This window comes from Ruegeria sp. CDSA020 (assembly GCF_059612345.1).
This window is the reverse complement of the sequence record NZ_JBXWQK010000003.1, coordinates 380,964-396,306: the sequence shown is the minus strand read 5'-3', so window position 1 is coordinate 396,306 and position 15,343 is coordinate 380,964. Positions and strand designations below refer to the sequence as shown.

Annotated in this window: 14 protein-coding genes; 5 read left to right on the top strand and 9 right to left on the bottom strand. The window is 57.0% G+C overall.

Annotated elements, in window-relative coordinates:
* Positions 1–80: 80 nt before the first annotated feature.
* Complete coding sequence (locus AC2FJW_RS07435; protein WP_496695612.1) at positions 81–473, top strand: nuclear transport factor 2 family protein; 393 nt, start codon at positions 81–83, stop codon at positions 471–473.
* A gap of 52 nt (positions 474–525) precedes the next feature.
* Here AC2FJW_RS07435 and hflX read toward each other — a convergent pair whose 3' ends face one another.
* From hflX to trkA, 4 genes are all read right to left on the bottom strand, one after another.
* Positions 526–1,797: a GTPase HflX gene (gene hflX / locus AC2FJW_RS07430; protein ID WP_142633528.1), complete on the bottom strand. Its 1,272-nt coding sequence runs from the start codon at positions 1,795–1,797 to the stop codon at positions 526–528.
* Positions 1,797–2,036: an RNA chaperone Hfq gene (gene hfq / locus AC2FJW_RS07425; protein WP_010440340.1), complete on the bottom strand. Its 240-nt coding sequence runs from the start codon at positions 2,034–2,036 to the stop codon at positions 1,797–1,799. Before hfq ends, hflX begins: the two co-directional genes overlap by 1 nt.
* Before the next feature lie 126 nt (positions 2,037–2,162).
* Positions 2,163–3,701, bottom strand: coding sequence for a TrkH family potassium uptake protein (locus tag AC2FJW_RS07420; protein WP_142633526.1), 1,539 nt, complete (start codon positions 3,699–3,701; stop codon positions 2,163–2,165).
* Positions 3,701–5,077: a Trk system potassium transporter TrkA gene (gene trkA / locus AC2FJW_RS07415; protein ID WP_496695617.1), complete on the bottom strand. Its 1,377-nt coding sequence runs from the start codon at positions 5,075–5,077 to the stop codon at positions 3,701–3,703. The genes AC2FJW_RS07420 and trkA overlap by 1 nt, the downstream gene beginning before the upstream one ends.
* Positions 5,078–5,173: 96 nt before the next feature.
* Here trkA and AC2FJW_RS07410 point away from each other — a divergent pair, with 96 nt between their 5' ends.
* Positions 5,174–5,653 carry a hypothetical protein gene (locus AC2FJW_RS07410; RefSeq protein WP_496749666.1) on the top strand — a complete coding sequence of 160 codons (480 nt, stop codon included), beginning with the start codon at positions 5,174–5,176 and terminating at the stop codon, positions 5,651–5,653.
* A gap of 11 nt (positions 5,654–5,664) precedes the next feature.
* Here AC2FJW_RS07410 and ntrX read toward each other — a convergent pair whose 3' ends face one another.
* From ntrX to dusB, 5 genes are all read right to left on the bottom strand, one after another.
* Positions 5,665–7,074 carry a nitrogen assimilation response regulator NtrX gene (gene ntrX / locus AC2FJW_RS07405; protein WP_496749665.1) on the bottom strand — a complete coding sequence of 470 codons (1,410 nt, stop codon included), beginning with the start codon at positions 7,072–7,074 and terminating at the stop codon, positions 5,665–5,667.
* Entirely contained in the window at positions 7,071–9,359 is a 2,289-nt protein-coding gene (locus AC2FJW_RS07400) for a sensor histidine kinase NtrY-like (protein WP_281972011.1), read from the bottom strand. Before AC2FJW_RS07400 ends, ntrX begins: the two co-directional genes overlap by 4 nt.
* Positions 9,360–9,458: 99 nt before the next feature.
* Complete coding sequence (locus tag AC2FJW_RS07395) at positions 9,459–10,826, bottom strand: response regulator (RefSeq protein WP_496749663.1); 1,368 nt, start codon at positions 10,824–10,826, stop codon at positions 9,459–9,461.
* Between the two features lie 42 nt (positions 10,827–10,868).
* Positions 10,869–11,936, bottom strand: coding sequence for a two-component system sensor histidine kinase NtrB (locus AC2FJW_RS07390; RefSeq protein ID WP_496749662.1), 1,068 nt, complete (start codon positions 11,934–11,936; stop codon positions 10,869–10,871).
* Positions 11,933–12,916: a tRNA dihydrouridine synthase DusB gene (gene dusB / locus AC2FJW_RS07385; protein ID WP_496749660.1), complete on the bottom strand. Its 984-nt coding sequence runs from the start codon at positions 12,914–12,916 to the stop codon at positions 11,933–11,935. Before dusB ends, AC2FJW_RS07390 begins: the two co-directional genes overlap by 4 nt.
* Before the next feature lie 184 nt (positions 12,917–13,100).
* On the opposite strand from dusB, the gene AC2FJW_RS07380 reads away from it, so the two are divergent.
* Genes AC2FJW_RS07380 through AC2FJW_RS07370 form a run of 3 tightly spaced genes read left to right on the top strand, consistent with a single transcriptional unit; the run spans position 13,101 to position 15,201 of the window.
* Positions 13,101–14,231, top strand: coding sequence for a bifunctional 2-C-methyl-D-erythritol 4-phosphate cytidylyltransferase/2-C-methyl-D-erythritol 2,4-cyclodiphosphate synthase (locus AC2FJW_RS07380; RefSeq protein ID WP_496695624.1), 1,131 nt, complete (start codon positions 13,101–13,103; stop codon positions 14,229–14,231).
* A complete protein-coding gene (locus AC2FJW_RS07375; RefSeq protein ID WP_496700462.1) occupies positions 14,228–14,725 on the top strand; it encodes a phosphatidylglycerophosphatase A family protein in 498 nt (165 codons plus the stop codon). The genes AC2FJW_RS07380 and AC2FJW_RS07375 overlap by 4 nt, the downstream gene beginning before the upstream one ends.
* A complete protein-coding gene (locus AC2FJW_RS07370; protein WP_282021914.1) occupies positions 14,722–15,201 on the top strand; it encodes a CinA family protein in 480 nt (159 codons plus the stop codon). The genes AC2FJW_RS07375 and AC2FJW_RS07370 overlap by 4 nt, the downstream gene beginning before the upstream one ends.
* Positions 15,202–15,343: the final 142 nt, after the last annotated feature.

Below are 15,343 nucleotides of genomic sequence, written 5' to 3'. Positions count from 1 at the left end.
CGTTTATTTTCCATCGCGTGGACGCTGAATGGCGTTTGGCATACGATCCAAAGGCCTAGGATTTGTGTGCGGGGGACCAAATGGCCAGTATCCGGGATAAGCTGAACAATCTCGCGCGGGATTATGCGATCGCCTGGAGCTCGGGCGACCCCGAGGCCGTTGCCAGTTTCTATGCTCCCGACGGACAGATCACGATCAACCGTGGAGAACCGATCATAGGCCGCGCTGCGGTGGCGGAAATGGCGCGCGGGTTTTACACTGATTTCCCCGATCTTGAGGTCCGCTGCGACATGTTTCGCTGGGCGGGAAGCCACGCAATATTTGTCTGGACCCTTGAAGGGCAGCATTCCAAAACCGGCAACGACGTCGTGACGCGGGGTTGGGAAGAATGGGAAATGACCGACACCAATCAGGTCCAGACCTCTCTGGTTTGGTTCGATGCCGAGGATTTTCAGCGCCAGATTGACGGCTGATCACGGACCACTTTGTTTGATGGGTATAGGGGAATTCGCCCCCAGTCAGAGTTCAAAGCGCGGAGTATTGCGAGGCCTGTTTTTCTGTCCACAGCACGTCGATCACAAAGCCATCTTCGGTCTGCTTTTCGGACTGCACGACCTCCTGGCGGAACAACCACGCGCGCTTGTTGCCTTCGGCAAATCCCAGTTCCAGCGTTGCCTCAGAACGTACGCCCTGCAGCGTGACGGCAATTTCCGCCAAAAGCGGGGCGATCCCTTCGCCGGTGACGGCTGAAATCGCGAAAATCCCCTGATCCCGCTCTGCCCGCGCCATCGCGGCTTCGCGCTCATCCGGGGACAGCAGGTCGATCTTGTTCCAGACCTCAATCCGGGGCCGCGTATCGTCAATACCCAGTGAAGTCAGGATAGTTTCGACATCCTTCGCCTGTGCCTCAGATTCATCGTGGCTGATATCGCGCACATGAACCACGATATCAGCGCCCAACACTTCCTCCAGCGTGGCCCGGAATGAGGCGACCAATTCGGTGGGCAGGTTCGAAATGAACCCCACCGTGTCCGACAGTATCACTTCGGGACCGTCAGGCAGTTCGACCCGACGCATGGTAGGGTCAAGCGTGGCGAACAACATGTCCTTGGCCATGACATCAGCCCCGGTCAGGCGGTTGAACAGGGTTGATTTGCCCGCGTTGGTATAGCCTACCAACGCCACAATCGGATATGGCACCTTGGCCCGCGCCGCGCGATGCAGCGTGCGGGTCTTGACCACCTTCTGCAACTGACGCCGCAGCCGCACCAGTTGTTCATCAATGGCCCGGCGGTCCGCTTCGATCTGGGTCTCACCCGGGCCACCCACAAAGCCCAATCCGCCCCGCTGCCGTTCCAGGTGGGTCCAGGCACGCACCAGCCGGGTCCGCTGGTAACTCAGCGCGGCCATTTCCACCTGCAAAACGCCCTCACGGGTGCGCGCACGGTCGCTGAAGATTTCGAGGATCAGCCCGGTCCGGTCGAGGATCTTGACCTTCCACGCCTTTTCAAGATTGCGTTGCTGAACGGGCGTAACCGATCCGTCGATCAAAACCAGCTCGACTTCGTTCTCGTGCAACCGTTCGGCCAGTTCCTCGATCTTGCCGCTACCGAACAGAAAACCGGCCTGCGCTCGAGGTAAGCGCACAACTTCGGATCCGATCACATCAAGGTCGGGCAATGCAGCGGCCAGCGCCACCGCTTCTGCCAGCGCCGGTCCTGGAACGCGGCGCTGTTCATCTGATTTGATTTCCGGATGCAGCACCCACGCTCGGGTGCGCACCCTTTCATGTTCCATCAAGAGGCGTCTTCGCCCTCATACAGGCTGATCGGCTGCGATGGCATGATGGTCGAAATCGCGTGTTTGTAGACCAGCTGCGACTGTCCGTCGCGGCGCAACAATACGCAGAAGTTGTCGAACCAGGTGATCACACCCTGCAATTTCACACCGTTGATCAGGAAAATTGTGACCGGGACTTTTGCTTTCCGTACATTATTCAGGAACGCGTCCTGCAGATTCTGTCTGTCCGAAGCCATATTCTTATAATCTCGCCATTGTTCTTGCTACGCGCTGCGGACCAACGCGCTCCCTCCGGCGGAGTATGGAGTGTCGTTAACCGATATTCCAGATGAAAAATCAGTCACTAGCATGGTTATTGTTTCTTAACCCCTCAATAGAGCGGGTGTGATCAAGGCAATAATCGCCAGCGTTTCCAATCTGCCGATCACCATAGCGGCACACATGGTCAGCTTGGCACCGCCCGAAAGGTCGATCAATCGGATAGGAACATCGGTTGCCAATTCGATCAACGGCCCTGTCGTGCTCAGCGCGGCAACGCTAAGCACCATAGCGTGTTCGAACCCCGTACCCATGGCAGCAAGCAACACATTGAACACAGCAGCTGTCAGGGCAAACATCATGAAAAATATCCAAGCGATAAAGGCCCCATCGCTTTGGATGCGGCGGTTTCCACCACCTACTCCGCTGACCGAAGACGGATAAATCAAACGGTCAATTTCACGCGCGCCGTTAAGGTACAGAGCAAAAACCCGCAACAGCTTTACCCCGCCCGCCGTTGTTGCAACTCCACCGCCGATCAGCGCAAGCCCCATCAGGATCAATCCCGGGGTGCCCAGACCGGAAATTTGCTGGGCATCATCCCAGTTTGCACTTTCGAACCCCGCGGTTGTCAGAAATGACAAGACCGTAAAAATCATGCCCCAAATTACGCTCAACGCCTGAAGAGGTTCCATCTGGCCGCCAATTTCGCTGACGCCGGCAAGAACCCTGAAGAAAAGCAGCGCCGCTACGCCTGCAACGATCATGAGCCCGATCCGGAACTCGGGGTCCTTATCCAGCCGCGAATATCCTGAGGTAGCTGTGTCCGAGGAAAAGGTAAGCCGCGACAAAGCGAAGAACAGGAACAGAAACAGAATGGCCTCACCGGTTACGCCGGCCTGCGCTCCCTCAAGCCCACCAACCGGTGAGATACCCGATGTGGCCATGGTCGACATCGCATGACAGATGGCGGTCAGGCCCTGCTCTCCTGCGATCACGAGCAACAGCCAAATGACAGCGGTCAGCCCGACATAAACCGGCGTCAAAGTCAGCGTGACGCGGATAAGACGCCCGCGCGGGTCTACCATCTCGCTTTGCGCCACGCCTGAAACCGGGCGACCGGGTTGACCACGGGCTGTCACCTCGAACCCGCCCAGCGACAACGGCGCGAGGATCGCGGCCGCTGAAATCCACATCAAAAGCCCGCCCATCCATCCGACCTGAGCCCGCCAAAGGTGTAACGGCGCCGACAACCGGTCTGGATCAGGAAACAAATCAGCCCCGGTAGTGGTCAATGCGCTGACCATGTCGAAATAGGCGTTCAGAAAGCTCGTATTACCCAACGCATCATGCAGAGGGATCGCAAGAAACAAGGGCAATACGGTGAAACAGCCTAACAAGACCGCCAACTGGCCCAATGTCCCTCGGCGCGGCATTCTGTTGGATGTTGCCAGCGAGATGATCCCGACCACGAACAACCCCAGCAACCCGGAATAGAAGAACGACCGGGACGTTTCGTGATCATCCAGCACCAGCGCAAATATGGCAGGCATCCACATAGCGGCAGCAAAAATACCCCAGAGCAGAAGAAACAGCGGCAATCGCCGTATAAGGCTAACCTGTTTTTTCCGTGCATGCGCCATCAGAAGAAATCGATCGAGACCTGCATCAGCCGTTCCACCTCGGGGACGTCTTTGGCCAAGGCAAAAATCGCCACCACATCCTTTTCTTCAATCCTGAGACTACCGGTGGGGCGCAACATCTCATCGCCTTTGCGTACGGCACCAACCAGAACACCTTCGGGGAAATCAATGTCGCGCAGCTTTTGCCCGGCCATAGGAGAGGTTGAAAGTACTTCGGCCTCGATCACTTCGGCCTCTGCATCTCCGATGGAGTAGACCTGCCGCACGCGTCCGTGCCGAATATGGCGCAGAATCGAACTGACGGTGGTGGCGCGGGGGTTGATATAGGCGTCGATACCCAGCGGCCCCATCAGGGCAACCATGCTGGGATCATTGATCAGTGCAATCGCCAGAGCACAGCCTTCGGCCTTGGCACGCACGGCAACCAACATATTTACACGGTCATCATCCGTGACGGCCAACATTGCATCCGCGCGTTCGATGCCAGCTTCGCGCAGCAGCGCCGCGTCCAGACCATCACCGTGAAGGACAATCGTTCGCTCAAGCGCTTCGGCTGCCACTTCCGCACAGTGGCGGTCTCGTTCAATTATCTTGGCACGCACGCGGCTTTCACGTTCTTCCAATGTCCGAGCAACTTCAAGACCGACATTACCACCGCCGACAATCACCACCCGGTCCTGCCGTTTTTGCGCCTTGCCGAAAACCTCCATCGTGCGGTCCACGTCTTTGACATTGCTAAAGACATAGCATTCGTCACCGACAAACAGCTGGTCCTCGGATTCCGGGGCAAACAGCGTACCCTCGCGCCGGACACCCACCACAATAGAGCTGAGCGTCGAAAACAGATCGGTCAGTTGCCGCAATGGCGTGTTCACGATCGGGCAATCCTCGGCGATGCGAATGCCAAGCAACTGCGCTTTGCCATCCATGAACATCTCGGTGTCAAAGGCGGATGGGGCAGACAACCGGCGCATCGCCGCTGCGGCAACCTCGCGCTCGGGGCTGATCACCACATCAATCGGCAGGTGATCGCGGCGATACAGATCCGAATGAATCGCCTCGAGATAGGATTTCGACCGAAGCCGGGCGATTTTGCGCTGAATGGAGAAAACCGAATGTGCCATCTGACAGGTGACCATGTTCACCTCGTCCGAATGGGTGGCAGCAATAATCATATCCGCATCGCGCGCGCCCGCTCGGTTCAGAACATCCGGATAGCTTGCAAATCCCGCAATCCCCTGAACATCCAAGGTTTCGGTCGCCCGTCGCACCAGATCAGGATTGTTGTCAACCACAGTAACGTCGTTCAACTCGCCCGAAAGATGCCGTGCAATCTGCCAGCCAACCTGACCCGCACCGCAAATGATGACCTTCATGCTATTGGCCCTTCTGCCTGAAATCTTTGAATGACAGATGCCCCCCAGACGGTCAATTAGTTTGTAACACAAGCAAAGCTGAGGCAAGGTAAGCGTATGAAAACAATAGCTCTCACGATTTCTTTGACTCTGTTGCTAACTGCGTGTGGGCCGCTTTCCCTGTATTATCAAGAGGGCGAGACAGTTTCGCAAATGCAGTCGGAAACGACTGGATGTCAGGTTCAGTCCCTCAAAGACGCCCCCGTTGCCAATCAGGTGCGACAAGGGGCACCAACTTATTGGCCAGGTCGCACCTACTGCGATGGTCGGGGAAGGTGTCATCGCACCGGAGGCTGGTGGCAGCCCGGTCAGATCTATACGGTCGATGTTAACAAAGGGCTGCGCAACAAGCTGGAAGCACAATGCATGGCGCAGAAAGGCTATCGCCCGGTCAGCCTTGCGCCTTGCAAGCAGGGCGTAAAGTCGCGTGTTGCTGCGGTCCCAACAACACAGCTGCCACCGCTCAGCACAGATTCATGTTTCGTCAAATTCGACAACGGAACGTTCCAGATCATTACCCCAGGTCAGGCAGGGTAAAGGCCGGCGGATCACTCCGCCGGTTCAGCCTCGTCCAGTTGCGCGATCCGCGCCCCCGATTTGTTCGAGGTCACTACGCCCAGAGATTTCAGCTTACGATGAAGCGCGCTGCGTTCCATGCCGACAAAGCTGGCGGTACGGCTGATATTGCCCCCGAACCGGTTGATCTGGGTCAGCAGATATTCACGCTCGAACGCCTCGCGAGCTTCGCGCAACGGCAAGGTCGCCAATGCCCCGGACAGAACGACGCGTCCCGATTCATCAGCTTTTTCTTCTTCGTTTGGAAGCTCACGCGCTTCGATCGGGCCCGTACCGTCACCCAGAATGAGTACCCGTTCGATCAGGTTCTTAAGCTGACGCACATTGCCCGGCCAGGTCATGGTCTGCAGCAACGCGACAGCTTCGTCTGAAATCTCGCGCACCGGCAGGCCCTGGGATTCATTGCACATTTCAATAAAAAACTCGGCAAGAACCGGAATATCCTCGCGCCGATCTTCTAGCGAAGGCACCGAAATAGGCACAACATTCAGACGATGGTAAAGTTCTTCCCGAAAACGATCAGCGGCGATTTCTGCATCAAGGTCGCGATTGGTCGAAGAGATCACCCGCAGGTCGACCCGAACCTTGTCGGAACCTCCAACCCGTTGAAACTGTTGATCAACCAGAACCCGCAGGATTTTTGACTGGGTTCCCATGGGCATATCTGCCACTTCATCAAAGTAGACGACGCCACCATGGGCCTCTTCCAAAAGGCCTGCCTCAACCCCGCGTTCGGTGGTTTCACGGCCGAACAGTACCTCTTCAACGCGCTCCGGCTCGATCCCGGCGCAGTTCACGGTCACAAAGGGCGCATTTGCCCGGTTCGATTCTGCATGGATATAGCGCGCGGCGATTTCCTTGCCTGAACCGGCAGGGCCTGTCAGCATCACACGCCCGTTGGACTTGGTCACCTTGTCCAGTTGGCTCTGCATTGCCCGGAACGAGGCCGATTTGCCGATCATATCCGAGCTTGTGACCTCTTTCCGCTTTAGCGAGGCGTTTTCGCGGCGCAGGCGCGAGGTTTCCATCGCGCGGCGGATCACAACCATCAGCTGGTCGATGTTAAAGGGCTTTTCAATAAAGTCATACGCCCCCTGCTTGATCGCTGCGACAGCGATTTCGATATTCCCGTGGCCCGAAATGATCACCACCGGAATGTCTGGGTTGTCGCGCTTTACAGTCTTCAGGATATCAATCCCGTCCATCCGGCTGTCTTTCAGCCAGATATCCAGGATCAAAAGCCCCGGGGGTTCGGAATTGATGGCTGCCATACACTCGTCCGAGTTGCCAGCCAGCCGAGTAGAATAGCCTTCGTCCTCGAGAATATCGGACACAAGCTCGCGAATATCACGCTCGTCATCTACAATCAGAATGTCGCTCATCTTTGGCCTGCTTTCAGTTTGTTTGTATCAATTGCCTGCTTTTTCGGCGCTGAATTTGAGGAAATATTGCTCCCGGGCAAACGGATCACGGCCATTGCGCCAAAATGGTCCTGTCCGTCAAATACGGGGGCGTCCTCAAGTGTCAGCACCCCGCCATGTTCTTCGATAATCTTTTTGACGATCGGCAGCCCCAACCCGGTGCCCTCGTCGCGTGTGGTCACGTAAGGCTCAAACAGCCGCGCACGATCTTCGGGCAAGCCGATACCGTTGTCGGCAATGGTGATTACCGTGCCCGCATCGTCGCCGATCACAGTAACCTTGATCTGAGGCTTGAGGTTCTCAGGTGCCCCTTTTTGTTTCAGCGTTTCAATCGCTTCGCCTGCATTCTTGATCAGGTTGGTCAGCGCCTGATTCAGCATTGTTGCGTCTACATCACCTGAAATCGGCTGATCTGGAAGCATCGCTTCGATTTCGACATCCGGCTGACCGGCTTGCTGCAAAAGAACAGCCTCGCGCACCAACCCCACCAGATTCTCTTCGTGCCGATCCGGTTCCGGCATGCGCGCAAACTTTGAAAATTCATCCACGATCCGCCGCAGGTCATTCGTCTGGCGAACGATCACATCAGTCATGGATACAAGGATATCGCAATCATCCTCATCCAGTTTGGACGAAAACTTTCGTTTGATCCGCTCGGCGCTCAGCTGGATCGGGGTCAAGGGGTTCTTGATCTCATGTGCGATGCGGCGCGCCACATCACCCCAGGCTGCCATTCGCTGTGCACTGACCAGATCGGTCACGTCGTCAAAGGCAACCACATATCCTTCAAGCCCGCCATCTTCGCCGCGGCGGATCGCCATGCGGACCAACAGGTTTTCCAAATGGCCTTTTCGCGTGACTTTGATTTCACCCTGCACAGCCTCTTGCCCGCTGTCCTTGAGGCTTTCGAACAAAGGCATGAATTCGGGCACCGCAATGCCAATGGCAAGATGTTCCTCTCCACGGGACCAATCCAACAGGCGTTCAGCGGATCGATTCACAAACGTCACGCAACCATCGGGGTCGACACCAACAACACCGGATGTGACCGAGGTCAAAACCGAATCGAACAGCCGACGCCGGCGTTCGATCTGCCGTGTGTTCTCCAAAAGGGTATCGCGCTGCCCTTTCAACTGTCGGGTCATCTGATTGAAATAACGGCCCAGCATCGCAATTTCGTCATCGGTGGCTTCTTCGATAACCTGAACGCCCAGATCGCCTGCCCCGACACGCTGCGCAGCGGTGGTCAGGCGTCCAACCGGGCGCGAGAGACGCTCGGCGAACCACATTCCCAGCGACACTGCAGCCAGGATCAGGATCACGGCAAAGCCCAGATAAAGCAGGCCGAATTCAAACAATACCCGTCCGCGTTCACTTTCAAGCTGTTGATAGAACTGAACTGTTTCCTTGGTATCGTCCAGCAGCGTCAGCAACTGCCCGTCCACTTCCCGGCTGACATAGAGATACCGATCAAGATAAGCCTTCAAAGGCACAAGCGCCCGAAATTCACTGTTTTGCCAATCGGCAATGATCAGCAATTCATTCTCAGTCGCCTGGGCCATCTGTTCAGAGGTCGGCTTTTCGAAGTTGAACAGATAAGAGCGATCCCCCCGGGATCGGATTTCGCCATTTCCATCAATGACATAGGCCTCACGCAGACCGCGCTGGATTTGCGCCTGCCCTTGCGCCAGAACCTCTCGCAGTTCAGCATCGGAAATATAGAAATCACGCGTCCGGGCATTGTCCAGAAAAAGCGCTAATACGACGGCGTCCTGAGTCAGGCCCTCTCGGTGTTCCTGTTCATAAGCTTCCGCAGCAGTAAGCGAGGATCCGACAACCTGCCTTACGCGGTCGGAAAACCAGCCCTCAAGACCAATATTCACCGTCAGACCGGCAAAGATTGCAACCGTGACAGTCGGCACCAGAGCCAACAGCGTGAAAGCTCCGATCAGTCGCAGGTGCAAACGGGACCCCGCGGATTTGGCCCGGCGCGCTGCAATCAGGTTGCCTACCTGACCCAGCACCAGCGCCGCAACCACGAGAACATAGACCAGATCCGCAAGTAGGATCAGGCGCAATGAGGGCGCGGTTGCCCCCAGATCGAATGGACCAATGACCAGATAGGTGGTCAAAGCCAGCACCGGGCCCAGCAAAACCAGACCCAAAGTTCCAAAATTGCGCAGCCTTCGGGATTTTCGCCACCGATTGACTGATAAAATCAGCCCGCTCTGTGCTCGGGTTGCCACCGTCTGCCCTCATCCTGATGTGCCGCTTGCGCGACTTACCGCCATATGTCGTGGTCGTTGCCCGGTCGAAACCCGGATGCCACGCTTTGTGTGGCGATATTACATCAGTTTGCGCCGCCGTGTCACCTGAATATCGAGCTCTGTTATCTTTTTGCGCAGCGTATTCCGGTTAATCCCTAGAAGATCAGCACATTTTGCCTGATTTCCCCCGGTCGCATCCAGGGCCAGTTCAATCAAAGGCGCCTCAACCTCACGCAAAATACGCTGATACAGACCCGGAGGTGGCAACATATTTCCATGTAGATCGAAATAGCGGCGCAGGTGGCGTTGGACCGAAGCCGAGAGCTTTTCGCGTTCTCCATTGCCTAGCACCGGCTCGGCTTCGGGTTGGCTGCCCAGCACCGACTCGACCTCGGTTTTGGAGATTTCATCGGCGCGGCTGGTCAGGCTCAAACGACGGACCGCATTTTCAAGCTGCCGTACATTTCCGGGCCAGGAATAGCGCCGTACCAGCTCGACCGCATCCGGACTGAACCAGCGTTTCGCGCCATGTTCGCGTTCTTCACGCGCCAGAAAATGATCGGCAAGCAAGGTGATATCATCGACCCTTTCGCGAAGGGCCGGAACATGCACTGTCGCACCGCAAAGGCGATAATACAGGTCTTGCCGGACGCGCCCGTTCTCCATGGCTTCGGTCAGGTCCGATTGGCTCGTAGCCATGAACCGAGGAACATGATCGCCTGGAGTGTCCATCATCCGAACGAGACGCGCCTGTAATTCGTCATCAATATCCGCGATCTCGTCGATAAGCAGCGTACCGCCCCGCACCCGTGCCATGACGCGCGCCGGGCCTTCAAGATCCCGCAGGTCGGCGGCAGTGGCCGTTACAAATGGCAGCGTCCTGCGATCGGAAAAATCATGTATCGCTTTGGCGATCAACGACTTGCCCGTTCCACTCTCGCCCGAAATCATGACCGACAGATCGGTATTCATCACCCGCGCCACCAAGCGATACAGCGCCTGCATCACTGGTGTCCGCCCCACCAGAGGCAGCTCTTCCGGACGCTCTTGGGACGTGTTACCGGCATCTGACGGCGTGCGCTGTTTCTGTTCCAGCGCGCGCGCGGTACGCTTCATCAAATCCGGCAGGTCGAAGGGTTTCGGCAGATAGTCATAAGCTTCCGCCTCGGCTGCCTGGATAGCCGTCATGATCGTGTTTTGCGCCGAAATTACGATTACCGGTAATCCCGGTCGGTCCTGTGCGATTTTTGGCAACATCTCGAGCCCATTGCCATCCGGCATAACTACATCGGATATGACCACGTCACCTTTGCCCTCGGCTACCCAACGCATCAAAGTGGTCAACGACGAGGTTGCATGCACCTTACACCCAGCGCGTGTCAGGGCCTGTGTCAGAACGGTCCGAATTGTGCGGTCGTCATCTGCAACCAGTACTGTTCCATCCATCAGGTGCTTTCCTTATTCTTGCTCTTTCCGGCGATTCATTCACTATTTCGCGTCACGCGGCGCGCGCCTCAGAGAGATGCGAAATTCCGTTCGTCCCGGAACCGACTCAGCCGAAATCCAGCCGTCGTGGTCCGAAATGATCTTGCTGACCAGCGCCAGCCCCAGGCCGGTGCCGTTTTCCTTGCCCGACACAAACGGGTCGAATATCTCGCCCCGAATCTTCTCCGGCAGACCGGGGCCGTCATCGGTCACTTCGATTTGCAGTGGCAGAGAATGACCTGACCCGTCGCTGCGTCGCAGGCGGAAAGAATGTTCAAAATACGTCCTTAAACGTATAGTTCCCCCTTTAGGGTCAGCGGCTTCCGAGGCATTCTTTAACAAATTCAAGATGACCTGCAGAAACTGATCCGGGTCGCCATAAGCAAGTGGCAACGACGGGTCGTAATCCTCGATGATCGTCATATGGGCACCGAAACCCAACAGGGCCGACCGCCGTGCCCGATCCAGCACGTCATGTATGTTGACCGGTTTGAAATCGGGCTCAGAGAGATTTCCGAATTGTTCAACCTGCTCCAACAGTTTTACGATACGGCGACTCTCTTCGACAATAAGATCTGTTAATTCAATGTCTTGCTGCGAGATATTCATGCTGAGAAGCTGCGCCGCGCCGGTAATTCCTGCCAGAGGGTTCTTAATTTCATGCGCAAGCATCTCGGCCATGCCGATCGCCGATTGCGCAGCGGATTTCACCGTGTTTCCACGGGTCATACGCCCAGCAAGTTCACGCGGCGTGATGATCATGATCATTGACCCCGGATGTCCGACAAGCGGCGCGATCTGAAGCGCACATTGCAACGGCGCGCGACTGCCTGATCCCACATCCACATCGTTCACAAATAGTGGCGTACCTTGCTGACGCGCTCTCAGAAACGCTTCTTCTAAGGGAGCGTCCACGGCAATCTGATCCCAGACGGGATGCCCGATAACGGATTTGCGCGAGGCGTTCAGGAACCCTTCACCGGCGGAGTTTATGTCTGCGATCCGGTCACCTGCATCTATGACAAAGGCAGGAACGGGTAGCGAGGTCCAGATGCTGTGATCCGAGGTCATGCCGCCACCTCTGCATCACTGCCAAGTGCAACACTCAGCAGGTGCATCACCTCATCCGTGTTGCGCGATGTCAGCACCGCCCGGCGCAACGGGGCCGGTGTTCCAGCCTCATCCATATACCAGCCGAGATGCTTGCGAGCGACGCGCAGGCCCAGATCCAAACCATAAAACCCCAGCATGGCCTGATAATGGGCACGAACCATGTCGGTCAGATCACTACCAGTGGGAATGATTGGCGCCTCTGCCCCGTATAGCTCATGCCCCATCTGCGCCAGAAGCCACGGTTTACCCTGCGCCCCGCGCCCAACCATAACCCCATCGGCGGCGGACTGATCCAGCGCTATGCGTGCAGCGCCAGAATCAACAATGTCACCATTCGCAATCACCGGAATCGAGACCGCTTCTTTGACCGCCCGGATTGCGCTCCAATTGGCATGCCCTTTGTAGAACTGGCAACGTGTGCGACCGTGGATCGTTACCATTTGTATTCCCGCATCCTGCGCCCGCCTTGCCACATCGGGCGCGTTCAGCAATTTGTCATCCCATCCCAGCCGGGTTTTCAGCGTCACGGGCACGTCCACGGCGCTGACAACGGCGTCGATCAATGTCAGCGCGTGGTCAGGCGTCTTCAGTAGGGCCGAGCCCGAATATCCATTTGTCACCTTCTTAGCCGGGCAGCCCATATTGATATCAATCACGCGCGCACCCCGATCAGCGACCTGGCGGGCCGCCTCGGCCATCCAATACGCCTCGCGTCCGGCAAGCTGGACAGCAGTGTTTTCCACATCCGCAGACAGCTCGGCCCGTTCGCGCACACCGGGTTTGGCCTGCACCATTTCCTGGCTAGCCACCATTTCGCTGACCACCATACCGGCACCAAAGCGCGTCACCAGATCGCGAAACGGACGATCAGTGATTCCGGCCATGGGCGCCAGTAGTACGGGCGGGTTCAAATCTTTGTCGGCAAGTCGCAGAGTCAACGTGCTTAATCCTTGAGCAGTTGCAGCTTTGATATCGAATTGAGTGCATATGAACAACAAAACCGCCATGAACAAGCATGCAAAATCATCGTTTGCCTATTTTTTAAGCAGATGAAACCGAGTGATTGCCTCTGCTTTCACCGCACCCTAAACATTGCCCTTAACTTGTCGGAGAGCACGACACATGACGACTGCAGCTATCATTGTCGCCGCAGGACGCGGTCAACGCGCCGGAGGCGGCACGCCAAAACAGTGGCGCCATCTGGCAGGTCGTCGGGTGGCCGACTGGACCATCGACCGATTCCGCGGGCAAGTCGATCACATCGTCCTTGTGCTTTCGAAAGAGGATGCCCCCGCCTGGGAAGAATTTAAAAGCGCCGATCTGATCCTCGCGGAAGGCGGGTCAGACAGAGCAGGATCAGTGCGCAGCGGGTTGTCGGCGTTGAACGGGATGAATGTGACCCGCGTCTTGATCCACGATGTCGCACGTCCTTGTGTCAGCACCGAGATCATTGATGCCGTTCTGGCCGCTCTGGACAATTTCCCCGGTGCAGCACCTGGCCTTGCGGTGACGGACGCCTTGTGGACAGCAAGCGACACTATGGTCACAGGCACTCAGGATCGATCCGGGTTGCATGCAGCGCAAACCCCGCAAGGCTTTCACTATGACGCAATCGTCGCTGCTCACACCGCGCATCCCGGAGGTTCCGCGGATGACGTGGAAGTCGCGCGCGCCGCCGGGCTGGACGTCTGCATCGTGCCGGGCGATACGGACAACCTGAAAATCACCCGACCCGAGGATTTTGCCAGGGCGGAACGCATATTGGGAACGGATATGGATGTAAGGCTGGGGAACGGCTACGACGTGCATCGTTTTGGTGACGGGGATCACGTAATCCTGTGCGGTATCAAAGTTCCGCATAACCGATCGCTTCAGGGGCATTCTGATGCGGATGTCGGTATGCACGCAGTCACCGATGCGATTTACGGAGCATTGGCACAAGGGGATATCGGACAGCACTTTCCGCCCTCAGATCCCCAATGGAAAGGCGCGGCAAGCGAAATATTCCTGCGCCACGCGGTCGAGTTGGCCGGGCAGATGGGATATCGTATCTCGAATGTCGACTGCACGCTGGTCTGCGAATACCCCAAGGTCGGGCCTCACGCCGCGGCCATGCGGGCAGAGATGGCGAAGATCATGGAATTGCGCCAGGATCAGATTTCGGTCAAGGCCACAACCTCCGAGCGTTTGGGCTTTACCGGGCGTGGTGAAGGAATTGCTTCTATTGCAACAGCTTGTTTGGTGAAATCATGACCGTTGCACAACTGATTGGCACTGTTTGTGGCGTCGGATATCTGCGACCCGCCCCCGGCACCTGGGGGTCTTTGGTTGCCCTGCCCTTGGTATGGGTTCTGCATACTCTGGGCGGTTTCCCCTTACTGGCGGTCGCGACAGTCGCAGTGTTTTTCGGCGGTCTGTGGGCCACGCGGGTGATGACCGCCGGGCAGGAAGACCACGACCCGTCCGAGATCGTGATCGACGAAGTTGCCGGTCAGTTCCTGGCGCTTTGGGCGATATCCTATCCCAGTTGGGCGCACGGGATCGACATTACGGCGCTGTGGCCAGGCTGGGTAACTGGGTTTGTACTGTTCCGCCTGTTCGACATCCTGAAACCTGGCCCTGTGGGTTGGGCCGACCGGCGCGGTGATCCGATGGGCGTTATGCTGGACGATGTGATTGCCGGGGTATTCGCTGCCATAGGCATCGTGTTGGCCGCCGGGTTCAGCCACGGAGTTCTGGGGTTGTGACCGTTTCCGACCTGCTAGAGAGCGCCAAAGCGAAAGGAGTGATGATCACCACCGCCGAAAGCTGCACTGGCGGGATGGTCGCTGCGGCTCTGACCGACATCCCCGGCAGCTCTGCGGTCGTTGAGCGCGGTTTTGTGACCTACACAAATACTGCCAAACAGCAAATGTTGGGTGTCCGCAAGGAATCATTGGATGCCCATGGCGCGGTTTCTGAACAGGTCGCGCGCGAAATGGCCGAGGGTGCCTTGCGGAATTCACAGGCGCAACTGGCAGTGTCGGTTACCGGCATTGCAGGCCCGGGCGGATCCGAGTTTAAACCCGAAGGCCGGGTATGTTTTGGTGTGGCCGGTGACGGCATCCCACCCATGACAGAAACCGTCGAATTCGGCGCATTGGGCCGCGATCGGGTGCGCCGCGCTGCGCGGGATCACGCGCTGGCACTGCTGTCAAAGGCGCTTTTCAGCACTGCCCAATAATCGGGCATGCTCGACAATTTGACGCCCAATTAATCAACTCTTCAAAAAAGGCCCCTGAAATAGGCTGCTCTTTTGGGCTCTGCCTCTTTTTTCCCCAGTCGCAATCCGCTTCAAGCCCCGCCACGCATTCTGAAAAGGAGAG

Excerpts from the sequence above, each read along its gene's own strand:
- AC2FJW_RS07375 (WP_496700462.1), top strand. The coding sequence starts at position 14,228 with ATGACCGTTGCACAACTGATTGGCACTGTTTGTGGCGTCGGATATCTG.
- AC2FJW_RS07380 (WP_496695624.1), top strand. The coding sequence starts at position 13,101 with ATGACGACTGCAGCTATCATTGTCGCCGCAGGACGCGGTCAACGCGCC.
- hfq (WP_010440340.1), bottom strand. The coding sequence starts at position 2,036 with ATGGCTTCGGACAGACAGAATCTGCAGGACGCGTTCCTGAATAATGTA.
- AC2FJW_RS07395 (WP_496749663.1), bottom strand. The coding sequence starts at position 10,826 with ATGGATGGAACAGTACTGGTTGCAGATGACGACCGCACAATTCGGACC.
- AC2FJW_RS07410 (WP_496749666.1), top strand. The coding sequence starts at position 5,174 with ATGAAAACAATAGCTCTCACGATTTCTTTGACTCTGTTGCTAACTGCG.
- trkA (WP_496695617.1), bottom strand. The coding sequence starts at position 5,077 with ATGAAGGTCATCATTTGCGGTGCGGGTCAGGTTGGCTGGCAGATTGCA.
- AC2FJW_RS07435 (WP_496695612.1), top strand. The coding sequence starts at position 81 with ATGGCCAGTATCCGGGATAAGCTGAACAATCTCGCGCGGGATTATGCG.
- hflX (WP_142633528.1), bottom strand. The coding sequence starts at position 1,797 with ATGGAACATGAAAGGGTGCGCACCCGAGCGTGGGTGCTGCATCCGGAA.
- ntrX (WP_496749665.1), bottom strand. The coding sequence starts at position 7,074 with ATGAGCGACATTCTGATTGTAGATGACGAGCGTGATATTCGCGAGCTT.
- AC2FJW_RS07390 (WP_496749662.1), bottom strand. The coding sequence starts at position 11,936 with ATGACCTCGGATCACAGCATCTGGACCTCGCTACCCGTTCCTGCCTTT.
- AC2FJW_RS07420 (WP_142633526.1), bottom strand. The coding sequence starts at position 3,701 with ATGGCGCATGCACGGAAAAAACAGGTTAGCCTTATACGGCGATTGCCG.